The organism is Gordonia sp. NPDC003950, assembly GCF_053605205.1.
The window spans coordinates 22622-46401 of the sequence record NZ_JBSGIT010000016.1; the positions used below are offsets into that span (position 1 = coordinate 22622).

Sequence of the window (23780 nt, forward strand, 5' to 3'; positions counted from 1 at the left end):
TCTCGCTAGCACCTCTGTCGCCCCGATTATGCCAACTTCGCTGTGAGGTGGGCTACACACCACGGTTTCAGCCACCGATATGTCACGGAAGCCAACCGTTCCGGCGCGGATATCGGGCCCGGAGATGACTGTAAAGATAGGTGCTGACCAGCAATGCGGCAGCACATCCGACCGCGGGCCAGAGGAAACCGTTGTTCATCGACGACGATCCCATGGCCGCCACCGCCCATCCGATCACCAGCAGGATGGTGGCGATGGTGGCGAGCAGTCGCACGACGAGCACGAAGGTCGTGATGATCCACCAGAGCGTGACACGGGCGGACTCCGCGGCGGGTGCCATGGCAGCAGCGTACCGAGGTCGCGGTACGCAGCCCCATCTCTCGGAGAACCTGCGGCCCGCCCCGGCCCGGGTTCGGGGCTGCCCGATATGCCCTCTTGTCGAGCACAATGGGGTATGCGCACCCTCCTGAACATCATCTGGCTGCTCTTCTGTGGCATCTGGATGGCCCTCGGCTACGTCGTCGCCGGCATCATCTGCTGCATCCTCATCATCACGATCCCCTTCGGAATCGCGTCCTTCCGCATCGCCAACTACGCCCTCTGGCCGTTCGGCCGCACCGTGGTCCGCAAGCCGACCGCCGGCGCGGCGTCGACGATCGGCAACATCATCTGGATCGTGTTCGCCGGACTGTGGCTGGCCATCGGCCACATCACCAGCGGTATCGCCATGTGCCTGACCATCATCGGCATCCCACTGGGCATCGCCAGCTTCAAGATGGTGCCCGTCTCACTGCTGCCGCTCGGCGCCGAGATCGTCCCCGCCGACCAGGCGACACCCGGCTACATCGCACCACCCCCGCCGCCGGTCCGATACTGACCCGGGCGGTTGCCCGCCGAACCCTCCCACTCGACAGCACCGACCGCCAGGCACCGACCGCCCATCACGACCCATCCGAACGCGCTCCGGGTCCGAACATCGGGCATGACCTCCTTCGGTTCCGACGGGTCCCCGACGCCCCGCGTCCCACACCACCGGCCACGCATCGCCGTGGTGGGCAGCGGCGTCGCCGGACTCACCGCCGCCTACCGACTGTCCGCGCACGCCTCGGTCACCCTGTTCGAGGCCGATGACCGGCTCGGCGGGCACGCCCACACCCATCTCGTCGACGTCCCGGCCACCGACGGGAGCCCGGCCACCACCCTGGCCGTCGACTCCGGATTCATCGTCCACAACGACCGCACCTACCCCACGCTGCAGGCGATGTTCGCCGAACTCGGTGTGCCGACCCAGGACACCGACATGTCGATGTCGGTGCACTCGGAGCTCACCGGCCTCGAATATGCGGGCGCATTGGGCGTATCGGGCCTGTTCCCCACCATGCGGACCCTCACCCGCGGCCGCTACCTGCGAATGCTCGGCGAGGTGGTCCGCTTTCATCGGGCGGCCCGCAAACTCCTCGACGATTCCGCTGCCGACGATTCCGCTGCCGACGATTCCGCTGCCGACGGTTCGGCGGACGTGGCGCTCGCGGATTTCGTACGCCGCGAACGCTTCTCCGACTACTTCGTCGAGAACTTCCTGCTGCCGCTGGTCGCCGCGGTGTGGTCGTGTGATGCGCAGACCGCGGCGGAGTACCCGGCACGCTACCTGTTCACCTTCCTCGACCACCACGGCATGCTGACGGTGTTCGGCTCACCCACCTGGCGCACCGTCGTCGGCGGATCGGTCACCTACGTGAACGCGATCGCCGACCGGGTCGTCGCCCGTGGCGGACAGATCCGGCTCAACACCCCGGTGCGACGCATCGACGACCTCGCCGCGTCGATCGCCATCGCCACCGACGACGGCGAGTTGGAGATGTTCGACGCCGCCGTCGTCGCCACACATCCGCATCAGGCCCTGCGCGCTCTCGCCGCTCCCACACCGGACCAGCACAGCGTCCTCTCGGCGATCACCTACGACCCCAAACCGGCCGTGCTGCACACCGACATCTCGCTGCTTCCGCGCGCCCGGCGTGCGTGGGCGTCCTGGAACTACCAGATCCGCCCAGACTCGGTCAGCCCAGACTCGAGCAACCGAGACTCGAGCAACCCGGGCTCGAGCAACGCCGACTCGATCAGCGCTGCCCCGAACCCCACCCCGGACACCGTCGAACGCGCCGCGACCACCGTCCACGGCGACGCGCTCGATGGGTCCGGGGTGGCCGTCACCTACGATCTGACCCGGCTGATGCGGTTGCCGACCACCGCGCCGCGCATGCTGGTGACCCTCGGCCGCACCGATCTCGTCGACCCGGCGTCGGTGATCGCGGAGATGACGTACGAGCATCCGGTGTACACCACCGAATCGGTTGCCGCGCAGCGTCGTCTGGCGCAGATCAACACCGACCGGCTCGTGTTCGCCGGCGCCTACCACGGGTGGGGTTTCCACGAGGACGGTGCCGCATCCGGCGCGGGCGCCGCCGAACTCCTCATCGCCACGCTCGGCGAGAATGACCGTCGGGAAGCGAATCATCGCATGCTGCAACAGGACCCGACGTGAACGCCTATGCGGCCGCGCACGGGGCCCGGATCGTGGAAACCCGGATCACCCACACCCGCCGATCACCCCTGCGCCATTCGTTCACCTACCGATCCGGGTCCTGGCTCATCGACGTCGACCGGCCACCCCGGTTCGACGGCCCCGGGGCATGGTTCGCCGAGTTCCGTCCGGCCGACCACTTTCCCGAACCGGTCGCCGACGGAGAATCGTTGCGCGAGAGGCTCAATGGTCATCTGTCCGGCGCCGGGGTCACCCCCGCCGACGGATCGGTGCTCGCACTGTTGTCGCCGCGGGTGGCGGGCTACGTGTTCAACCCGTTGAGCGTGTTCTGGTGTCACCGCGGCGACGGCAGCCTCGCGTATGTGGTGGCCGAGGTGCACAATACCTACGGCGAACGGCACTGCTACGTCGTCACACCCGACGACCACGGACGAGCCATGGTGGACAAGGAGTTCTATGTCTCACCGTTCCACGACGTGTCGGGCCACTACCGACTGCGGCTCCCCGAGCCCGATCCGTCCGGCCGGGTCGCCGTCTCGATCACGCTCGACCGCCCCGGCGCCGAGCCCTTCGTCGCCTCGTTGACCGGCCACGCCGTCCCGGTGACGCGGCGGACATTCCTTGCCGCACAACTGCGTACACCGCTGGCGCCCCTGGTGGTTTCGGCGCGGATCCGGTGGCAGGGCATCCGGCTCTGGGCGCGGCGCCTGCCGATCAGGCCACGACCCGACCATGACCACACTTCGACCATCGCATCGACCGTGACGGAAGGACGCCGATGAGCACGCACATCCCGAACACCGATCACACCCACACTCACACTCACGATCGGGCCGCACACCACCCGGGCGAGCACGATCTGACTCCCGAGGACGCCCGCCGCTGGCCCGACGTGGCGGCGGTACCGACCGGCCGGGCGGCCCACCTGCGCGGACTGGCCGCGGGCCGGTTGTTCCGTTATGCCGCAGCCGATCTCGATGTACGGATCGAGTACCCCGATGGAAGTTGCAACGGCCGGTCCGCCCATTCGGTGCAACCACGGATGATCCTGCGCCGACCCGACGACTTCGCACGTCGGGTGGGCAGCGGCGGACTCATCGGTTTCGGTGAGTCATTCATGGCCGGCGACTGGAGCACCGACGACCTCGTCGGCGTGCTGACGCCCTTCGCGTCGCGGGTCGCGCGCCTGGTGCCGCGCCCACTGCAGGCCCTACGACCGCTGGTGCTGCCGAAACATCCTGCCGAGGAGGAGAACACGACCGCCAACACCCGGTCCAACATCGCCCGGCACTACGACCTGTCCAACGAGTTGTTCGCCACCTTTCTCGATGAGACGATGACGTACTCGAGCGCCCTGTTCACCGATCCCGCAACCACCGGTATCGAAGATGCGCAGACACCGGATTGGGCCGATCTGGCCGACGCGCAACGCCGCAAGGTGGACCGACTCCTCGATCTCGCCGGCGTGGGAGAGGGCACCCGGCTCCTCGAGATCGGCACCGGCTGGGGCGAATTGTGCCTGTGTGCCGCAGCCCGCGGCGCCACCGTACGTTCGGTGACGCTGTCCTCCGAGCAACGCGACCTGGCGCTGCGTCGCGTCGCCGACGCCGGATTGGCCGACCGGGTGCAGATCGATCTGCTCGACTACCGACTCGTCGAGGGCACCTACGACGCGGTCGTGTCGGTGGAGATGATCGAAGCGGTCGGCGAAAAGTATTGGCCGACATATTTTTCCACCATCGACCGGCTGCTCGCACCGGGCGGGCGGGTGGCCATCCAGGCGATCACCATGCCACACGACCGCATGCGCGCCTCACGCCACACCTACACGTGGGTGCACAAGTACATCTTCCCGGGCGGACAACTGACCTCACTGAAGGCGTTGCGGTCGGTGACCGCCCAGCACACGTCGTTGCGGCTGACCGACACCATGGCGATGGGCACGCACTACGCGGAGACATTGCGGCTGTGGCGGGAACGCTTCACCGCCCGGCGACGTGAGGTCGCCGAACTCGGCTTCGACGCCACCTTCATGCGGATGTGGCAGTTCTATCTCGCCTACTCCGAGGCCGGTTTTCGGGCCGGGTATCTCGATGTGCATCAGCTGGTCTTCGCCCGGCCGGACCGGGGTGAACCGCGGTGACCGGCTGGGCGGGCTTCGGGATTCTCACCGCCTGTGCGCTGCTGCTCGTGGTGGTCCTGCAGGCGGTGACCTTCGCCATCGGCCATCGGATCGGGCGGTTCAACGTCGTCGACGTCACGTGGGGCCTCGGTTTCGTCGGGGTGGCCTGGCTGTCGCTGATCCTCGGTGGCGGCGACCCGGTCCGCCGATGGTTGCTGGCCGTCGGCGTGAGCGTATGGGGTCTGCGCCTGGCCTGGCACATGGTGGGCAAGTCCAAGGGCAAGGGGGAGGATCCCCGGTACCAGGAGATGCTGGAACGCTCCGGCGGCAACGGGCTGTGGGTGGTCGCCCGCAAGATCTTCGCCACCCAGGGTGCGGCGCAATGGTTTGTCTCCCTACCCATTCAGGTGTCGGCCGTCGCAGGTCCCACACCCGCCCCGGCCTGGATCGTGGCGGCGCTGGGCATCGTGGTCTTCCTCATCGGACTGGGGTTCGAGGCGGTTGGTGACGCCCAGCTGCAGGCCTTCAAGGCTGATCCCGCCAACAAAGGCGCGATCATGGATCGCGGTCTGTGGTCGTGGACTCGTCACCCCAACTACTTCGGCGACGCATCGGTGTGGTGGGGTATCTGGCTGGTCGCCGCGAGTTCGGGCGCCATGACCACCGGAGCGACGGTGATCGGCTGCCCGGGTGTGCTCACCGTGTGGTCGCCGGTGGTGATGACCTACTTCCTGGTGTACGCGACCGGCGCTCGGCTCCTGGAGAAGTCGATGAGCAAGCGGCCCGGCTATTCCGAGTATCAAGCCCGGACGTCGTACTTCTTTCCCCGCCCACCGAAATCTCGGGGCGACGCATCCACCACGGCGACCCGGGCACGGCCATGATCATCGGGGTACCGGCCACCGCACCCGGGCTGTGGGCGCCGAGCGGACCGGATTCGTTGAGGCGGCGACGGACACCCACTAGGGTGAGCCTCGATGAGCACAGACGCGAACGACTCCGGAGCGCGCCGCACGGCAGTCAACAGCACCGGAGCACACGGCACCGGAGCGCCGATGTGACGGCCCGCGACACCCGCGATGCGGCAGTGCTGTCGGATCTGCTGGCGCGCACTGCCGACGGCGACACCGCCGCCTTCGCCGAGTTCTACGACCTCACTGCGCGGCGGGTCTACGGCATGGTGCGGCGGGTGCTCCGGGATGCGGGATACAGCGAGGAGACCACGCAGGAGGTCTATCTGCAGGTGTGGCGTTCCGCGCGCACCTTCGATCCCGCCGCCGGGTCGGCGTTGAGCTGGCTGATCACCCTGGCCCATCGGCGGGCGGTCGACCGGGTCCGGTCGGAGACCGCCGCCACTCGACGCGACACCGACTACTCCGCGGCGGACTTCGTGCGGTCCTTCGACGTCGTCAGCGATGAGGTCGAAGGCCGGGAGGCGCGTGAACGCGTGCAGGGTTGCCTGGACGGCCTGACCGACCGCCAGCGGGAATCCGTGGCCCTGGCCTATTACAACGGTCTGACCTACCGCGAGGTGGCGGAGCTTCTTTCTGTGGCCCTGCCGACCATCAAGAGTCGAGTCCGCGACGGCTTGACGCGTCTCCGCAACTGCTTGGGGGACAACGATGTCTGACGACGAACTCCTCGATCTGGCGCCGCTACTCGGCCTCGACGCGCTTTCGCCCGCCGAGGTCGACTCGGTACATCGACGCCGCGCGCGCGCCGATGCCGCCACCCGCGCCGAATTCGACCGTCGTGTCCGCGACACCAGGGAGGCGATGGCCTCGGTCAGTTCGATCACCGAGACCGCCCCGCCCGCGGCGTTGCGCGAGCAGATCCTGGCCGCGACGCGGGCCGACGTGACCGTCGTACCTCGCCGCACCGAACCGGTCCCGGCCGAGGACACCGCGGACGTGCCGGCGCCCGAGGCGCGGGTGTACCCACTGACCCGGCGCCGCTGGGCATATGCGGCGGCCGCCGCTGCGGTGGCCGTCGCGGTCGGTGGGCTCGGATGGGCGATCGGCTCGGGCCTGTCCTCGGATACCACCCCGCAAACACCCACGGCCGAAAAGGTCTTCACCTCCGAGGACGTCCGCACCTCCTCGGGGGCGGTCGCCGGGGGACGGGCAACACTCACGTTCTCCGAATCCGCAGACGCCGGAGTTCTCGTGATGAACGATGTTCCACCGCCCCAGCCGGGTACGGTGTACCAGATGTGGCTGTTGAGTCCGGACGGTGCCACGTCGGCGGGCACCATGACGCAGGCCGACGTCGCGCCGTCGACCACCGCCGTGATCCCACACCTCGGCGACGCCACCTCGCTGGCCTTCACCGTGTCCCCACCCGGCGGCTCCACCGCGCCCGGCGACATCGTCGCCCAGTTGCCGCTGGGCTGAGGCGTGCCCGGCGCGCAGGTGTTCCCACTGGTCGAGTCGGCCCGGAACGCCGGCTGCCGCGTCGATCTCCGTCGAAACGGAGGACCGAGTCGAGACCCGGCGAGGTCGGGCCGGTACGCCACCCCACGTCCCGCCGATCACGGCCCCACGCTTGACAGGTCACCGCCCATTCCGCACACTTGTTGCATTGGATGCAGCTGGTTGCACAATACGCAACAGCCCATCGGGGGCAGCCCCGCATCCCGCACGACAGCACGACGCAGCGTCGCGTCATCTCTCTCCATCGCCAGTTATCCCCATCCCCAGTCCCGTTCCGCGCCGGGCCCACCGCCGGCGCAGAGATCAGGTGCCCTGTGACCGCATTCGGCTCGACGCCCCTTCCCACCGCCTTCGACTCACCGCTGCTGCCCGACGCCCACCTCCACATCGCCGGCCGATGGCGACACGCCGCCGACGCCGGCACCCGCGACGTCATCAATCCGGCCACCGGATCGGTGTTCACCCGTGTCGACGAGGCGACCCCCGCCGACGCCACCGCCGCGATCGCTTCCGCCCGGGCCACTTTCGACGACGGGGCGTGGCCGAACACACCGGTCACCGAACGAGCGGCCCTGTTGCGTCGCATTGCCGACCTGCTCGTAATCAACAAGGCCGAGATGGCCCGCATCGAAACCCTCGACACCGGGAAGACGCTGGTGGAGAGCGAGATCGACATGGACGACGTCGAGTCCGTGCTCCGCTACTACGCCGCACTCATCGAAACCGAATCCGACCGCGTCGTCGATGTCGGCGTCCCCGGCGTCATCAGCCGCGTCGTGCGCGAACCCATCGGCGTCTGCGTGATGATCGCACCCTGGAATTACCCACTGCTGCAGATCTCCTGGAAGATCGCACCCGCGCTGGCCGCCGGTGCCACCATGGTTGCCAAACCCAGTGAGGTGACCCCGCTGAGCACCATCGCCTTCGTGGAACTGTGTTCGCGCGCCGGGGTCCCACCCGGGGTGCTCAACCTCGTTCAGGGCGCGGGCTCCACGCTCGGCGACGCCCTCACCGACACCGACGACGTCGACTTCATCTCCTTCACCGGTGGACTGGCCACCGGCCGCATCATCTCCGAGGTCGCCGCCCGCCACGTCACCAAGGTGGCCGTCGAACTCGGCGGCAAGAATCCGCATATCGTCTTCCCCGACGCCGACTGGGAATCCTCCGTCGATCAGGTGCTGACCGGGGTGTTCCTGCACTCTGGCCAGGTGTGCTCGTCGGGCACCCGACTCATCGTCCACGCCTCGATCGCCGACGACTTCGTCGACGCACTCGTCGCCGGCGCCGAGCAGATCGTCATAGGTGACGGTCTCGACCCGGCCAGCAAGACCGGCCCGCTCGTGTCGGCCGCACAGCTGGCCAAGATGGAAGAGTTCGTCGAATCCGCGAAAGCCGAAGGTGCCGTGCTCCGTACCGGCGGCGGGCGACCCGACCGCGACGGGCTCGACCCGGCCGGATACTACTTCGCGCCCACCATCTTCGATCACTGCAACCGGACGATGCGCATCGTCCGCAACGAGACCTTCGGACCGATCCTCACCGTCGAGCGATTCGACACCGAGGAGCAGGCCCTGGCACTCGGCAACGACACCGACTACGGCCTGGCAGCCGGGGTACGCACCTCCGATGCAGCGCTCGGCGAACGCATGGTGCGGGGTCTGCGCCATGGCACGGTGTGGCTCAACGACTTCGGCTACTACACCCCCGCCGCAGAATGGGGCGGCTTCGGCAAATCCGGCAACGGACGTGAACTCGGACCCACCGGGCTCGCGGAATATCAAGAAACCAAACACATCTGGCACAACACCGCGCCGGCGCCGTCGCGGTGGTTCACTTCGACCGAGGACGGCGTCCAATGAGCACCTCCCCAACCACCCCCGGTTCCAGCGGCCTCGAGGACTTCGGCTACAAGGAATCCCTCGACCGCAGCATCGGCAAGTTCGCCAGCTTCGCCGCCGGCGTCAGCTACATCTCCATCCTGACCGGCACCTTCCAGCTGTTCTACTTCGGTTTCGGCACCGCCGGCCCCGCCTACCTATGGTCGTGGCCGATGGTCTTCGTCGGACAGTTATGTGTCGCTTTGTGTTTCATGGAACTTGCGGCCAAGTACCCGGTCGCCGGCTCGGTCTACAACTGGGCCAAACGTCTCGGCAGCCAAGGAGTCGGCTGGAGTTCGGGATGGCTGATGTTCACCGCGTCGGTCGTCACCCTCGCCGCCGTCGTCCTGGCCCTGCAACTCAACCTGCCGCGACTGTGGAGCGGCTTCCAGATCTACGGCAGCGGAGACGATCCCACCGACTACGCGGTGAACGCCGTCATCCTCGGCGCCATCATGATCGGCATCACCACCGCCATCAACGCGTGGAGCGTGCGGTTGATGTCGTTGATCAACAGCGTCGGCGTGTTCGTCGAGTTGATCGCCGCGGTCCTTATCGCGATCATCCTCGCCTTCAACATCACCCGCGGACCACAGGTCTTCTTCTCCACCAACGGATACGGGGCCGGTGAGAGTGGCGGCTATCTCGGCGCATTCCTGGTCGCGTCCCTCGCGTCGGGCTATGTGATGTACGGCTTCGACACCGCCAGCTCGCTCGGCGAGGAGACCGTCGAACCCCGCCGCACCGCACCCAAGGCGATCCTGCGGGCCATTCTCGCCTCCTTCGTCATCGGCGGCGCCATCCTGGTGTTCGCCATCATGAGCGCCCCCGACCTCGACGATGCGAAACTCGGTGAACCCGAGGGCGGTCTGCAGTACATCGTCGAGCAGGTCATGTGGGGCCCGGCGGGCAAGGTGTTCCTGTGCGCCATCGTCGTCGCGGTCATCGTCTGCTCACTGGCCGTACACACCGCCGCCATCCGGCTGATGTTCGCGATGGCCCGCGACAACGCACTACCCTTCGGTGAGCGCCTGGCCACCGTCAACCCCAAACGACAGACGCCGGTGGTGCCGGCCATCGTCATCGGCATCGTCGCGATCGCGATCCTGGTGATCAACATCGGTCAGGCACAGATCTTCACGGTGCTCACCTCGATCGCGATCATCATGATCTACCTGGCCTACCTGCTGGTGACCGGACCGTTGCTGCTCAAGCGATTCCGCGGTGAGTGGCCGCCGGCCGACCTCGCCGAGGGCGGCTACTTCACCATGGGCCGCTGGGGCATGCTCGTCAACATCGTCGCCGTCGTCTGGGGGATCGGCATGGCGATCAACCTGGCCTGGCCGCGGTCGGAGGTGTACGGCACACCCTGGTACAACACCTGGGGTGCCTTCGTCTACATCGGCATCATCTTCGGCGCCGGCTTCCTGTGGTACCTGACCGTCGGACACCGCAGTGTGGGTGTGCTGCAATCGCATTCGAGCACACCGGGTGATCCCCTACTCCCCGACACCCTGGTCCCCGATACCCCGGCCACCGACACGCCTCCGACCACCGACCCCACTTCGACCGAGAAAGCGTGACCCACCGCCATGCCAACGTTCGACTATGTGATCGCCGGCGGCGGCACCGCCGGTTGTGTTCTGGCAGCGCGACTGTCGGAGAACCCGGACACCACGGTGTGTCTCATCGAGGCCGGACCGTCCGACGTGGACGACCCGAACATCCTGGTGCTCAAGGAGTGGATGCACCTGCTGGACTCCGGATATGACTGGGACTACCCGGTGGAACCGCAGGCCAGCGGCAACAGTTTTTTGCGGCACGCCCGCGCCAAGGTCCTCGGCGGCTGTTCATCGCACAACTCGTGCATCGCGTTCTGGCCACTGGCCCAAGGACTTCGGGATTGGGAGGCGATGGGAGCCACCGACTGGGGACCCGAGGGTGTGCTGCCCTTCGTGTCGCGGGTGGAGAACAATGTTGCCGACGGCGACTACCAGGGGTATCCCCACGGCCACGCCGGACCGGTCCGGTTGCGCGATGTGCCACCGGCCGATCCGTGCGGGCAGGCGGTTCTCGACGCGGCTGCCGCCGTGGGCTTGCCGACCGTCGCATTCAACCGTGGCGACTGGCATCTCAACGGCGCCGGATGGTTGCAGATCAATGCCAACGAGGCCGGCGAACGTATGTCATCGTCGCACGCCTACCTGCATCCGATCCTCGGCCGACGCGAGAACCTGACCGTCCTCACCGACAGCTGGATCTCGGAGATCTTCATCGACGACGAGTTACGCGCCACCGGCGTCCGATTCCTGCGGCCGGATCTGACCGGCTACGACGAGGTCACCGCCGCCCGCGAGGTGATCGTCACCGCCGGCGCCATCGACACCCCGAAGCTGTTGATGCTCAGCGGCATCGGACCGGCCGACCATCTACGGGAGATGGGAGTGGCGGTCCGGGTGGACTCACCGGGGGTCGGTGAGAATCTCGACGATCATGTCGAAGGCCTGGTGTTCTGGGAGGCGAACCGACCGATGGTCACCGACTCCACCCAATGGTGGGAAATCGGCCTGTTCGCCACCACCGTCGACGGACTGGATCATTCGGACCTGATGATGCACTACGGCAGTGTCCCGTTCGACATGAACACACTTCGGTGGGGCTACCCGACCACCGAGAACGGCTTCTGTCTGACCCCCAATGTGACACAGGGACTTTCCCGCGGGACGGTGCGGTTGCGGTCACGCGACTTCCGGGACCGGCCCAGGGTCGACCCACGCTACTTCACCGATCCGGACGGTCACGACGAGCAGGTGATGCTCGCCGGGGTGAAACTCGCGCGCCGCATCGCCGACCAGCAACCCCTGAAGGACTGGGTGGCCCGTGAACTCGCCCCCGGTCCCGACGCCGTCACCGACGACGACCTCATCGACTACATTCACAAGACCCACAACACCGTCTACCACCCTGCCGGAACCGCCCGGATGGGTGCCGTCGACGACCCGCTCGCCGTCCTCGATCCGACGCTGAAGGTCAAAGGTGTTCGGGGACTGCGGGTCGTGGACGCCTCCGCGATGCCGAAGCTGCCGGTGGTCAACCCGAATATCACCGTCATGACCATGGCGGAGAAGTGTGCCGACCTGATCGCCTCCGGGACGTGAGGTGATGGCCGATGCCGGCGACGTCGACATCGCGGCGTTCCTGGCCGATCGGTCGCCGTTTCAGGAATTGACCGAATCCGAGGTGGCGCGGATCGCCGCGCACGCACGGGTGGTGGCGGTGGCGGCCGGTGAGGTCGTCGCGGAGTACGGCGACCACGCCGCCGACGCGATGTGGATGGTGCTGACCGGCCGGGTGGATCTGTCTGCGCCGGAAGATGATCCGGTCGGATCGTTCGAGACCGTCGGCGCCGGTGACCTGTTCGGGTACATCCCGCTGATCATCGGTCCCGGGGTCCGGTTCATCGCCCGCGCCGCCGGCCCCGCGACGCTGATCCGGCTGCCCGCCGATCAGGTGCGCGACATCTTCGAGAAGCGGGCCGGAGTGGCGTTCGTCGCCGAATCCGCGTGGCAGACCATCTCCGGTCACTCGGTCACCGGTCGTCCACCGCGCAAACCGGTGTGGTCGGCCGCCACCCGAGTGGGCGAACTCGTCGTGGCGCCCCCGGTTGTCGTCGATGCGGACACCGCGGTGGCGGATGCGGTGCGGGCGATGTCGGACGCCGGACAGTCGTGTGTGCTGATCCACATGATTGATGGTTCCCTCGGTATCGTCACCGAAAGCGATGTGGCGCACCGGGTTGTGGGTGCCGGGTTGGGTGGCGACGTGCCGGTGTCCGCGGTGATGACGGTACCGGCCCGCGCCGTCGACGCCGATCGGTATGCGTTGACCACCTGGCTGGAGATGCTGGAGGCCGGTGTCCGCCACATGCCGGTACTCTCCACCCGCGGCCGTGCCATCGGCGTCCTCACCGAGACCGATCTGCTGGTGGCCGCGAGTCGGGGCGGCTCGGCGCAACGGGCCATCGCCGAGGCCACCGACATCTCCGCCCTGCGCACCGCCACCGCGGCTCTGCCGCGTCTGGCCGACGAGCTGTTCGGTTCCGGCCTGGACGCCGAATCCACCTGCGGTGTCCTGTCTCTGGTGGTGGACACGACCGCACGACGCGCGGTGGAGCTCGCCGCGCAGAAGGTTCCCGGCGCCCACCTCACCGGCGGCGATTTCTCATGGATCTCGCTGGGCAGCGTCGCACGTCGTGAGGCGATGCCCTCCTCCGACGTGGACTCGGCGCTGAGCTGGTCGGTCGACAACGACGGTGACGCCGACACCTACCGTGCACTGGCACGGGCCACCCACGCCATTCTCGACGCCTGCGGCCTTCCGGGCGACAGCAACGGCGCCCTTGCCTACACGACCCGATTCTCGCGCTCGGCCGACGACTGGCGGCGCGCGGCGCGGCAGTGGCTCGACACACCTCTCGACGATCACGGACTGATCATGTCGTCGCTGCTCATCGACGGTCGGGTCATCATCGGGCCGGCGTCACTGCACACCGCACCGGCCGTCTATGCAGCCATGCGCGCGGAGCATCCCGAAGCGCTGCGCCTACAACTCCTCGACGCGTTGTCCCGACGGCCCCGCATCCGCGGTCTGCGTGACATCCTGTCGCGGCGAGGCGGCACCATCGATCTCAAAAAGCACGTCGTGACACCCATCGTGAATCTGGCCCGGTGGGCCGGCCTCACCGCCGGAATCACCTGCGCCCCCACTCCGGCCCGGCTGCACAGTGCCGTGGACGTGGGCACCCTCAGCGCCGCCGACGCCACCATCCTGCACGACGTCTTCGCCCTCACCCAGCGTCTGCGCCTGCGCCATCAGATCGAGCAGATCCGTGCCGGCCACTCCCCCACCGACGTCATCGTGATGAGCGATCTGAGCCCTCTCGATCGCAGCATGCTCGCCGAGGGGGTCCGGGAGGTGGTCGGCATTCAACGACGGGTGCGTACGCACGAAAGCCTGACCAATGGTTGATGTTTTCCCTACCGCAGCAGTCCGCGCACCGTATCGATGTCGTCGGCCTCGGCCGCCGTCTTGTCCGGCCGATAGCGCAGAACGCGTGCGAACCGCAACGCCACACCGCCCGGGTATCGCGAACTGCGTTGTACCCCATCGAGTTCGATTTCCACGACGATCTCCGGCCGCAGGTACACGGTGCGCGAATCCCGGTGCGCCTCATGTCTGGGGAACTCCTCGGTCTGCCACCGCAGCAACGCGTCGGTGAGTCCCTTGAAGGTCTTGCCGACCATCACCGGGTCGCCACCGTCCGGATCACGGGCTCCCAGATGCAGATTGGACAGGTACCCGGCGCGTCGCCCCGATCCCCATTCGGCGCCGAGTACGACGAGGTCCATCGTGTGTACGGGTTTGACCTTCTGCCAGGACTTTCCGCGTCGGCCGGCGGCGTACGGTCCGGTCAGCGATTTCACCATCACCCCCTCGTGGCCCGCCGCCAGTGCCGCGTCCAGGACCGCCTTGGCCTCGTCCGGCGTCGGACGTCGCTGTGAGGTGATACGGAGCTGGGCCGCAACCGAATCCAGGGCGTCGAGTCGATGGGCGAGTGGCTCGTCGATCAGGTCATCGCCGTCGAGGTGCAGGCAATCGAAGAAGAACGGACGCAGCAGTCGGGGTTCGTCGGCGACGTCCGGATCGGTGTGGACCATCGATCCGAATCGGCTCATCGTCTCCTGGAACGGTCGCGGCCGACCGTCGTCGTGCAGGGTCAGTGTCTCTCCGTCGAGGATGACTGTGGTCAGGGGCAGTTCACGCACCACCGCAACGAGATCCGGCACTCGTGACGTCACGTCGTTGAGGGTGCGGGTGAACACCGCGACGTCGTCGCCGTCCCGGTGAACCTGGATGCGCGCCCCGTCCAGCTTGTGGTCGACGACGAGATCCGGCCCGAGGTCGGCCAGTGCGGCATCCAGGCTGTCTGCGGGGGTTGCCAGCATCGGCGACACCGCACGGCCGACCTGCAGGCCGACGTCGCCGAGCGCCTGCGCACCGCCGTCGATGGCCAGCGTGGCCGTGTCGGGGAGTGATCCGGTGAGCATGTGGGCGCGTCGGACCAGTGCCGCCGGCTGACCGGACACCGCGATGATCGCCTCGACCATCACGCCGGTCAACGCACCCTGGCGCAGTTCGCCAGTCAGTAGCCGGAAGAGAAATCCCTGCTCGTCGTCGGTGGCGCGACCGAACAGTCCGCGCAGCAGTTCCGCGCGTGCGGCCACCGATCCGGTGCCGGTGGTCGCGGCCAATCGGGTGAGGGCGGCGTCGACTTCCTCGACCGTCAGGATCGACGCCGCCACCGGCGGCACCTGCAGATCGCGCAGGGTCCGCCAACCGATCCCCAGACGTCCCTGGGGTATGTCGCCCGACAGCCATGCGACCACCAGCGGGACCTCGGGTCCCGCCGCCGACAACAACTCTCGCAATGCGGCGGACTTGGCGTTGCGTGATCGGGTCGCGCCCACCGTCGCCGAGGTGGCCACCACATCGGCGAACCTCACGCCGGTTCCTCGGGGTGATCACTGTCCAGGTGCGGCAGTACACCGTCGGGTGGTGCGGCGTCCGGGAACTCGGCCACGTAGGCGCGCAACGCCGCCCCGACAGTCGAGAAGACGTGGTCGGGGTTGAGGACGGCGAGGATGCCCTCCGCCTGCAGCGTCTCCTGCAACTCGGGATCGACACCGGCGAGGACGAAATGTGCCCCGTCGGAGTGGATGTACCGGATCAGGTCCTCCAGGACGGTGGATGCCGAGTAGTCGACGTCGGTCATCACCGTCGTGTCGAGCACCAGCCACCGAACGGGTTCCGGCGCGCCTTTCACCAGTGCCATCACGTCGTCGGCGAATCGTCCGGCGTTGGCGTAGAACAGGTCCGCGTCGTACCGGAAGACGATGAGGCCGGGCAGCGACTGGCGGCCGGGTTCGGCGGTCTCGTAGCGTCGGCTGCCGCGCGCCCCGACCCCGATGACGAAACGCTGCGGACTGTACTGACGTCGAACGAGTTCGAGCAGCGACACCGCCATGGCCGCCACGATACCGACCTGAACACCGAAGACGATAACGATCACCGCGGTCAGGATCGCGATGCCGAACTCGATACGGCGGACATGCCAGACCCGTCGGAACCGGTGCACGTCGATCAACCGGAGCGCGATGAGAAACACGATCGCCGACAGCACGGCGTGCGGTAGGTCGGCGAGTGCACCGTCGAAGAACACCACCACAGCCAAGGTGATGGCGGCCATGGTCAGGTTCGCCACCTGGGTGCGGCCATGCTGCTCGTCGAGCAGTTGGGTCTTGGTGGGACTTCCGTTGACGACGAACGTCCCACTGAATCCCGCGATCAGATTGGCACCCGAGAGCCCGAGGATGTCCCGGTTGATGTCGGCGTTCTGACCGTGCCGTTGCGCGAAACTTCGCGCGGTGGCCGCGCTTTGGGTGAGGACGACGAGCGCGCACCCCAGGGCCACCGTCGTCGCCGTGACCACGTCGCCCAGCCCCATCCCGTGGGGCCACCCGAAGCTCGGCAATCCCGCATGCACCGTGCCCATCACCGGGATGTGTTCCGACCACCCGAACACGGCCACCGCCACGATGGAACAGATGACGACCACAACCGCCACCGGAAAGCGCGGCACGAGTCGCACACCACCGATGAGGAGCGCGAGGGTGATGCCCGCGAATGCCGCAGCACCCCAGTTGATGTCACCGAGATGGCGAACAATGTTCCACCAGCGCTGCCAGATTCGGTCGCCGTACCCCTCGAATCCCAGCATCCCGGGGATCTGACCGGTCATGACCGTGATCCCGGTTCCGGCGAGGAATCCGATGAGCACCGCGGTCGACAGGAAGTCGCCGAGGAAGCCGAGCCTCAGCAACCGCGCGATGGCGAGCAGGGCCCCGGTCACGATGGCGATCAGACACGCCCACTGCAGCCACGCCGTCGAGTTCGGCACGAGGCCCACCACACCGATTCCCGCGATACCGGACGCCAGCAGGGCGGCGGTCGCCGAGTCCGCACCGACCACCAGGAGCCGCGACGATCCGATGAAGGCGAACACGACCGCCGGCAGGATGATCGTATAGAGCCCCGCCACCACCGGTACCTGCGCAATCGAGCTGTAGCCCATGCACTCCGGAATGGCGATCGCCGCGAGAGTGATCCCCGCCAGAATGTCGGCGCGGAGCCACTGCCGCCGATACCCGGCAAACGCAGGCGGCGCCAGCCGCGACAGGACAGTCCTTCCGCTCATTGTCACAGGCTATCCCCAACGAGCCCCTCCTCGGCGCAAACAGCGCCACCACCTCACTGACAGCCCTCCCTGCCACTGACAGCGCCCCCCTCACTGACAGCGCTCGGCACTTCACTGACAGCGCCTTCCCTCTCACTGACAGCGCCCGCCCCCTCACTGACAGCGCTCACGATTCCGGTAAACGCACTCGCAATTCCGTTGACAGCGCAGGTAATTACGATCGAGCCCGCCCATCCCGTCGGTCGAGCCGGACGAAACGCCGGCGCCGGCGAAGTCCGAGTCCGCCGGGCGGACCTTGTCGAGGTCGAGGCCAGGCGACGTGTCGCTGGAATACTCACCACCACAGCACCTCCCGCGAAAGCGATGCGCTATACCACACCCCACCGACAACGAGAGCCCACCGACAACGAGCTATCCACAGACCAAACATTATGCACAGCACCAGTATTCAGAATAGTGACCCTTACGCCCGAGTGACAGTGGCACTTCGTCGGTGCTGACGATCATGACGCCGATCGTGGCATCACAGCACAGTTTGCGGGCGGTGGCTTGGTGACCGATCCCATGAATGCCAGTGACGCCAAGGATGGTGTGCCGGTGGGGATGGTGAGGTTGACCAGTTCGGTGGGCACGCGTGGCCCGTCGTCGCTGTGTTCACCTGCGGCGGCGCGGGCGGCGGTGTCGAGGATGACCTCCAGCGCGTCGGCACGTATTTGTCCTGCGATGCGCGGATCGCGGGATCCGACCACCACCCTGGTTGATCCCACCGGAAAGTGTTGACCCACAACGACGACCGCTACGGCCGTATCACCGCAGAACCATGACTCTGGATGGATTAACGGGTGCGGCATGAGGACTTGCGTTCCAGCCTCGACTTACGAGGTCTCGACCTCGACAAGCGCGGCCCGCGGATACGCCCTCGCTCCTCGGGTTACTCGACCAGCGGGAGGGTATCTTGAGAACTCCACAGTGAATCATGCGATCCGCCACTAGGTTCGGAGGTTCGAGGGCTGCCCGACGGCGGTGCGCAACGCCCGATTCCTAGCATTCCACCACACTCAGCGGCACATGGATGGCCAGCCCGCCCGTGGCGGTTTCCTTGTACTTGGCATGCATGTCGTGACCGGTGGCGCGCATGGTGGCGATCACCTGATCCAGGCTGACATGATGACTGCCGTTTCCGCGCAACGCCATTCGAGCCGCATTGATCGCCTTTCCGGCGGAGATCGCATTGCGTTCGATGCACGGGATCTGTACCAGGCCACCGATCGGATCGCAGGTCAGGCCGAGGCTGTGTTCCATCGCGATTTCGGCCGCGTTCTCCGCCTGGGCGGGCGTGCCACCGAGCACTTCGGCGAGTCCGGCGGCTGCCATGGCGGCCGCCGACCCGACCTCCCCCTGACAGCCCACATCGGCTCCGGATATCGAGGCCCGCTCCTTGATCAGCCCGCCGATCGCCCCGGCCGTCAGCAGGAATCGCACGGTCACATCGTCACGATCGCCTCGTCCGGCCTTGGTGTAGTTGCGGGCATAGTGCAGGACCGCCGGAATGATCCCGGCCGCACCGTTCGTCGGCGCGGTGACCACCCGCCCACCGGCCGCATTCTCTTCGTTCACGGCAAGCGCCACCAGGTTCACCCAGTCCTCCGCGAACTCGGCCGATCTGCACGGATCGTCGGCGATCAGCCGATCGTGCCATTGCCGCGCACGTCGTGCCACACGAAGCCCGCCGGGCAACGTTCCCTGCGTGCGCATTCCACGTTCGACGCAGTCGTCCATCACCGCAGCGATATCCAGGAGGCCCGCGTACACATCGTCGGCGGAACGGTCCCGTGCCTCGTTGGCCCAGACCACCTCGCTGATGGCCAGGTTCTCCCGGGTGCAGATGTCCAACAGTTCCTCGGCACTGCGGTATGCGTACTCCGGCTCGCCGGCGCCGCCATCGGCATGCGAATCATGCTCGGCCAGAACGAATCCACCACCCACCGAGTAGTACACCTCCCGAGCAAGGACCTCGCCATCCGCACCGAGTGCCCGCAACTCCATGGCATTGGGATGGCGTGGCAGGCATCGGTCACCGTGAAGTCCGATGTCCGCCACGGTGAACGGCAGGTCGACCGACCCCGCAACCAGCACGCGACCCGTCGCGGCGATGCGGGCCAGCGCGTGATCCTTGACCTCGGAGGTGATCGCCTCCGGTCGGTGACCCTCCAACCCCAGGAGAACCGCGGTGAAGGTTCCGTGGCCCGCGCCGGTCGCGGCCAACGACCCGAACAGGTCCACCTCGACATCGGCCAACTCGAGGAGCAGGCCACGCTCGGCGACCTCGGACGCGAACCGCGCCGCTGCCCGCATCGGACCCACCGTGTGCGAACTCGATGGTCCTATCCCCACCGAGTACAGATCGAAAACACTGACACACATGGACGTCACATCTCCAAACAAGGCGAATGGCGGTGGAAGGGAACTCCGACGACGCAACTCCCACTTCGTCGGGAACGAGAACGGGACGGAAAGCAACGTGGGTGGTTGCTCCGTCGGCTGCGCGCGTAGCGTCATCGCCCGCGCACGTCGATGGCGTATGACCTGGCCTGATGCGAGGTGTCGTTGTCATCGGGAACTCCGTCGTCGCTGCGTCGGCTCCCACGGAAAAGGTGACACACCGCGGTTGACATCGCAACCCCAAACCCCCACACTTGTTGCATAGCGTGCGCAGCGTTGCGCAATACGCAACATCGATTCTCTGCTCGAGAGTCACTCCACACATCCGGTCGCCGACGATCCGGTTGTGGCCAACATCACACATCATCACATGCGAAATACGCTGGCCAAGAGAGGCTTTCCACGCCGATGACCGCACACTTCATCGCCGGCTCCACCGACCGGGCAACACCCCGCGACTCTCTCGACCCCGACACCCGTGACCTGATCGTCAGACGTGTCGCCGGCGAGAGTCTGCCCGCCGCGTTCTACACCTCACCGGACTTCTTCGACCGCGACATCGACGAGATCTTCTCCAAACAGTGGATCTTCGTCGCCGCCGAGGCGGAGATCGCCGAACCCGGCGACTACGTCACCATCAGCTTCGGCCGCCGATCGGTGATCGTGACCCGGGACGACAACGACGTGGTCCGCGCCCACCACAACGTCTGTCGCCACCGCGGTGCACGCCTGCTCACCGACCCCAACGGCTCCACCGGAACCATCGTCTGCGCCTACCACTCGTGGACCTACGGCATGGACGGGCGGCTGATGTTCGCCGACGCCCAGGCCCCCGACTTCGACAAGACCTGCTTCTCCCTCCGTACCGTGGCGGTCCGCGTCATCGCCGGCCTCGTCTTCATCTGCCTCGCCGAGCAACCGCCCACCGACATCGACGACGTCGCCGCCATCGTCGAGCCCTACCTCGCCCCCCACCGGATCGCCGAGGCCAAGGTCGCCAAGCAGACCGACCTCATCGAGAACGGCAACTGGAAACTCGCCATGGAGAACAACCGCGAGTGCTACCACTGCGGCGGACACCCCGAACTGCTCAACGTCTTCTTCCCCGTCTGGGGTTACAGCGACACCGACGCCGTCCCCGACCGCCTCGAACCGGTCACCGAACGCTACCGCCACGCCACCGCCGAGATGATCCAGACATGGGACCGACTCGGACTTCCCTACCCGAGAATCCAGCAACTCGACACGCGCCCCACCGGTTTTCACATCGAACGCGAAGCGATGGACCTTGCAGGCGAATCGTTCACCCTCGACGGCACCATCGCCTGTACCCGACCCCTGACCGACGACCTCCCCGACCGCCGGCTCGGCCGACTGTCGATGCACCTGCAGCCCAACATGTGGTTGCACATCACCGGTGACCACGCATTGCTGTTCTCGGTGATCCCCGTGGCACCCGACCACACCCTCGTCCGCACCACCTGGCTCGTCCACGCAGACGCCGTCGAAGGCGTCGACTACGACCTCGACCATCTCACCAGCGTCTGGGAGATCACCAACCAGCAGGACGCCGACCTCGTCGCCCTCGCCCACCAGGGCATCGCCGACCCCGCCTACGTCCCCGGTCCCTACGGACCGTCGGAGTTCCAGGTCGAAGCCTTCATCAACTGGTACATCACCACACTGCGCACCAATCTCGGACTCCCCCAGCCGGTTACCGGTATTGCGGAGAGTGCCTGATGAGTGAGCACCTATTGATCTGCATCGACCGGGTCCCCCTGACCCGAGACATGGCCACCTTCACCTTCCGCACGGTCGAACCGCACACCTTCGTGTTCAACCCCGGCCAATTCCTGACCATCGGCGTCACCATCGACGGCCGAACCGTCCAACGCTGCTACAGCATCTCCTCACCCCCCACCCGACCCGACACCCTGTCCATCTCCGTCAAACGCAAAGCCGGTGGGCATGTGTCGAACTGGTTGCACGACAACATGACCCCTGGGATGACCATGACCGCCAGCGGCCCCGTCGGCCGGTTCAGCTACATGGGCAAAGGCGCACAACGCTACCTGTTCATCTCCGCGGGCAGCGGCATCACCCCCGTCATGTCGATGGTGCGCGCCGCCACCGACGGCACCACCGATCACCCCTACCGCTCCGGCGACGAAACCGACATCGTCTTCATCCACAGCGCCCGCACCCTCGACGACATCCCGTTCCGCGCCGAACTCGAAGAACTGTCCATCGCCCACCCCGGTCTCGACGTCGCCTTCGCCCTCACCCGCCTCTCCGACGACGACACCACCGCCGCCTGGTCCGGACACCGCGGCCGACTCGACGCCGACACCCTCCTGCGGATGTGCCCCGACCTGGCCGCCCGCGAGGTCTTCCTTTGCGGCCCTGGGCAATTCCGCAGCGGCGTGCGCTCCGCACTCGTCGCCTCCGGGGCGAGTCTCGCCCACATCCACGAGGAGAGTTTCGGCTTCGTCCTCCCCACCCCCGGCGCCGACGACGCCGACGGAGTCACCGTCGACTTCACCCGACGCGCCCGCCGCGTCACCGTCACCGCCGGAAGCACCATCCTGGCCGCCGCGGCCGCCGCCGGCGTCACCCTCCCCTCCTCCTGCGGCGTCGGCCTCTGCGGCTCCTGCAAGGTCACCAAGGTCTCCGGCGACGTCGTCATGAACCACCAGGGCGGCATCCGCCGACGCGAAATCGAACAGGGGAAGATCCTGCTCTGCTGCTCCGAACCCATCTCCCCCGTCGTGATCGACTACTGAGGACCACACCATGAACACCCAGCCCGCTCGCTCCGCTCCCGGCGCCGAACTCCCCGAGCACCCCGACTTCCTCTGGCGCAACCCCGATCCCCAACCCACCTACGACGTCGTCATCGTCGGTGGCGGCGGACACGGCCTGGCCACCGCCCACTACCTGGCCCGCAATCACGGCATCACCAATGTCGCCGTGCTGGAACGTGGTTGGCTGGCCGGCGGCAACATGGCCCGCAACACCACCCTCATCCGGTCCAACTACCTGTGGGACGAGAGCGCCGGCATCTACGAGCACTCCCTCAAGCTGTGGGAGGGACTCGAGGACGAACTCGGCTACCCGATCCTGTTCAGCCAGCGCGGCGTACTCAACCTCGCCCACACCGAACAGGACGTCCGCGACTCCATCCGCCGCGTCGAGGCGAACCGGCTCAACGGAATCGACGCCGAATGGCTCGATCCCAAACAGGTCGCCGAGGTCTGCCCCATCGTCAACACCGCCGACAGCATCCGCTACCCGGTGATGGGCGCCACGTTCCAGCCCCGCGGCGGAATCGCCAAACACGACTGGGTCGCCTGGGGTTTCGCCCGCAGTGCCAGTGACGCCGGCATCGACATCATCCAGAACTGCGAGGTCACCGGCTTCGAGACCACCGACGGCACCGTCACCGCCGTCAATACCACCCGCGGACGCATCGGCGCGGGCACCGTGGCACTCTGCGCGGCCGGCCACACCTCCACCCTCACCGACCAACTCGGCTTCGGCCTCCCCCTGCAAAGTCACCCGCTGCAGGCTCTGGTCTCCGAACTCCTCGAACCCATCCACCCGACCGTCGTCATGTCGAATGCCGTGCACGTGTATGTGTCCCAGGCGCACAAGGGTGAACTGGTGATGGGCGCAGGCGTCGACTCCTACAACGGTTACGGCCAGCGCGGCGCCTTCCACATCATCGAACGGCAGATGGCCGCGGCCGTGGAACTGTTCCCGATCTTCGCCCGCGCCCGACTGCTCCGCACCTGGGGCGGCATCGTCGACGTCACCCCCGATGCCTCCCCCATCCTCGGAGCCACCCCGTACGACAACATGTTCGTCAACTGTGGCTGGGGTACAGGCGGTTTCAAGGCCACACCGGCGGTCGGCTGGTGCCTGGCCCACACCATCGCCACCGGCACACCGCATCCGATCAACGCCCCGTTCACCATCGAACGATTCACCACCGGCGAACTCATCGACGAACACGGCGCCGCAGCCGTCGCCCACTAGCCAACTCTCT

At 67.0% G+C, this 23780-nt stretch carries 19 protein-coding genes; 14 read left to right on the plus strand and 5 right to left on the minus strand.

Annotated elements, in window-relative coordinates:
- Positions 1-82 precede the first annotated feature (82 nt).
- Positions 83-340 (minus strand): hypothetical protein, encoded by a 258-nt coding sequence (locus ACWETB_RS15170; protein WP_348805670.1) that lies wholly within the window; start codon positions 338-340, stop codon positions 83-85.
- 114 nt (positions 341-454) lie between these two features.
- On the opposite strand from ACWETB_RS15170, the gene ACWETB_RS15175 reads away from it, so the two are divergent.
- The 11 genes from ACWETB_RS15175 (at position 455) to ACWETB_RS15225 (ending at position 14004) form a co-directional block, all read left to right on the plus strand.
- Positions 455-877: a YccF domain-containing protein gene (locus ACWETB_RS15175; RefSeq protein ID WP_348805671.1), complete on the plus strand. Its 423-nt coding sequence runs from the start codon at positions 455-457 to the stop codon at positions 875-877.
- 105 nt (positions 878-982) lie between these two features.
- Positions 983-2542 (plus strand): NAD(P)/FAD-dependent oxidoreductase, encoded by a 1560-nt coding sequence (locus tag ACWETB_RS15180; protein WP_452212013.1) that lies wholly within the window; start codon positions 983-985, stop codon positions 2540-2542.
- Positions 2539-3324: a DUF1365 domain-containing protein gene (locus ACWETB_RS15185; protein WP_449742514.1), complete on the plus strand. Its 786-nt coding sequence runs from the start codon at positions 2539-2541 to the stop codon at positions 3322-3324. Before ACWETB_RS15180 ends, ACWETB_RS15185 begins: the two co-directional genes overlap by 4 nt.
- Entirely contained in the window at positions 3321-4685 is a 1365-nt protein-coding gene (locus ACWETB_RS15190) for a class I SAM-dependent methyltransferase (RefSeq protein WP_449742513.1), read from the plus strand. Before ACWETB_RS15185 ends, ACWETB_RS15190 begins: the two co-directional genes overlap by 4 nt.
- The gene (locus ACWETB_RS15195; protein WP_452212015.1) at positions 4682-5548 is read left to right on the plus strand and encodes a DUF1295 domain-containing protein; all 867 of its coding nucleotides are present in this window, start codon (positions 4682-4684) and stop codon (positions 5546-5548) included. Before ACWETB_RS15190 ends, ACWETB_RS15195 begins: the two co-directional genes overlap by 4 nt.
- Before the next feature lie 173 nt (positions 5549-5721).
- Entirely contained in the window at positions 5722-6294 is a 573-nt protein-coding gene (gene sigK / locus ACWETB_RS15200) for an ECF RNA polymerase sigma factor SigK (RefSeq protein WP_449742511.1), read from the plus strand.
- On the plus strand, positions 6287-7057 hold the full coding sequence (locus tag ACWETB_RS15205) for an anti-sigma factor (protein WP_449742510.1): 771 nt from the start codon (positions 6287-6289) through the stop codon (positions 7055-7057). The genes sigK and ACWETB_RS15205 overlap by 8 nt, the downstream gene beginning before the upstream one ends.
- Before the next feature lie 401 nt (positions 7058-7458).
- On the plus strand, positions 7459-8958 hold the full coding sequence (locus ACWETB_RS15210) for an aldehyde dehydrogenase family protein (RefSeq protein ID WP_348809352.1): 1500 nt from the start codon (positions 7459-7461) through the stop codon (positions 8956-8958).
- On the plus strand, positions 8955-10559 hold the full coding sequence (locus tag ACWETB_RS15215) for an APC family permease (protein ID WP_449742509.1): 1605 nt from the start codon (positions 8955-8957) through the stop codon (positions 10557-10559). The genes ACWETB_RS15210 and ACWETB_RS15215 overlap by 4 nt, the downstream gene beginning before the upstream one ends.
- 9 nt (positions 10560-10568) lie before the next feature.
- Entirely contained in the window at positions 10569-12134 is a 1566-nt protein-coding gene (locus tag ACWETB_RS15220) for a GMC family oxidoreductase (RefSeq protein WP_452212018.1), read from the plus strand.
- Positions 12135-12138: 4 nt separating this feature from the next.
- On the plus strand, positions 12139-14004 hold the full coding sequence (locus ACWETB_RS15225) for a putative nucleotidyltransferase substrate binding domain-containing protein (protein WP_452212020.1): 1866 nt from the start codon (positions 12139-12141) through the stop codon (positions 14002-14004).
- An 8-nt stretch (positions 14005-14012) separates the two neighbouring features.
- On the opposite strand, the gene ACWETB_RS15230 is transcribed toward ACWETB_RS15225, so the two are convergent.
- The 4 genes from ACWETB_RS15230 to ACWETB_RS15245 form a co-directional block, all read right to left on the minus strand.
- Positions 14013-15539 (minus strand): ATP-dependent DNA ligase, encoded by a 1527-nt coding sequence (locus ACWETB_RS15230; protein WP_348809287.1) that lies wholly within the window; start codon positions 15537-15539, stop codon positions 14013-14015.
- On the minus strand, positions 15536-17290 hold the full coding sequence (locus ACWETB_RS15235; RefSeq protein WP_452212023.1) for a SulP family inorganic anion transporter: 1755 nt from the start codon (positions 17288-17290) through the stop codon (positions 15536-15538). Before ACWETB_RS15235 ends, ACWETB_RS15230 begins: the two co-directional genes overlap by 4 nt.
- 503 nt (positions 17291-17793) lie before the next feature.
- The gene (locus ACWETB_RS15240) at positions 17794-18057 is read right to left on the minus strand and encodes a hypothetical protein (protein WP_452212025.1); all 264 of its coding nucleotides are present in this window, start codon (positions 18055-18057) and stop codon (positions 17794-17796) included.
- A 274-nt stretch (positions 18058-18331) separates the two neighbouring features.
- On the minus strand, positions 18332-19714 hold the full coding sequence (locus tag ACWETB_RS15245; protein WP_449742504.1) for an L-serine ammonia-lyase: 1383 nt from the start codon (positions 19712-19714) through the stop codon (positions 18332-18334).
- A 426-nt stretch (positions 19715-20140) separates the two neighbouring features.
- Here ACWETB_RS15245 and ACWETB_RS15250 point away from each other — a divergent pair, with 426 nt between their 5' ends.
- From ACWETB_RS15250 to ACWETB_RS15260, 3 genes are read left to right on the plus strand one after another with little or no spacing between them, the layout of a single operon-like run.
- Positions 20141-21472 (plus strand): aromatic ring-hydroxylating oxygenase subunit alpha, encoded by a 1332-nt coding sequence (locus ACWETB_RS15250; RefSeq protein ID WP_449742503.1) that lies wholly within the window; start codon positions 20141-20143, stop codon positions 21470-21472.
- Positions 21469-22515, plus strand: coding sequence for an FAD-binding oxidoreductase (locus tag ACWETB_RS15255; RefSeq protein ID WP_449742732.1), 1047 nt, complete (start codon positions 21469-21471; stop codon positions 22513-22515). Before ACWETB_RS15250 ends, ACWETB_RS15255 begins: the two co-directional genes overlap by 4 nt.
- Positions 22516-22525: 10 nt before the next feature.
- Positions 22526-23770 carry a sarcosine oxidase subunit beta family protein gene (locus ACWETB_RS15260; RefSeq protein WP_452212028.1) on the plus strand — a complete coding sequence of 415 codons (1245 nt, stop codon included), beginning with the start codon at positions 22526-22528 and terminating at the stop codon, positions 23768-23770.
- The last annotated feature ends 10 nt before the right edge of the window (positions 23771-23780 follow it).

Bases quoted from the DNA above. Each gene is read 5' to 3' on its own strand.
- ACWETB_RS15170 (WP_348805670.1), bottom strand. From the start codon at position 340: ATGGCACCCGCCGCGGAGTCCGCCCGTGTCACGCTCTGGTGGATCATC.
- ACWETB_RS15175 (WP_348805671.1), top strand. From the start codon at position 455: ATGCGCACCCTCCTGAACATCATCTGGCTGCTCTTCTGTGGCATCTGG.
- ACWETB_RS15180 (WP_452212013.1), top strand. From the start codon at position 983: ATGACCTCCTTCGGTTCCGACGGGTCCCCGACGCCCCGCGTCCCACAC.
- ACWETB_RS15190 (WP_449742513.1), top strand. From the start codon at position 3,321: ATGAGCACGCACATCCCGAACACCGATCACACCCACACTCACACTCAC.
- ACWETB_RS15205 (WP_449742510.1), top strand. From the start codon at position 6,287: ATGTCTGACGACGAACTCCTCGATCTGGCGCCGCTACTCGGCCTCGAC.
- ACWETB_RS15215 (WP_449742509.1), top strand. From the start codon at position 8,955: ATGAGCACCTCCCCAACCACCCCCGGTTCCAGCGGCCTCGAGGACTTC.
- ACWETB_RS15220 (WP_452212018.1), top strand. From the start codon at position 10,569: ATGCCAACGTTCGACTATGTGATCGCCGGCGGCGGCACCGCCGGTTGT.
- ACWETB_RS15225 (WP_452212020.1), top strand. From the start codon at position 12,139: ATGGCCGATGCCGGCGACGTCGACATCGCGGCGTTCCTGGCCGATCGG.
- ACWETB_RS15235 (WP_452212023.1), bottom strand. From the start codon at position 17,290: ATGAGCGGAAGGACTGTCCTGTCGCGGCTGGCGCCGCCTGCGTTTGCC.
- ACWETB_RS15245 (WP_449742504.1), bottom strand. From the start codon at position 19,714: ATGTGTGTCAGTGTTTTCGATCTGTACTCGGTGGGGATAGGACCATCG.
- ACWETB_RS15250 (WP_449742503.1), top strand. From the start codon at position 20,141: ATGACCGCACACTTCATCGCCGGCTCCACCGACCGGGCAACACCCCGC.
- ACWETB_RS15260 (WP_452212028.1), top strand. From the start codon at position 22,526: ATGAACACCCAGCCCGCTCGCTCCGCTCCCGGCGCCGAACTCCCCGAG.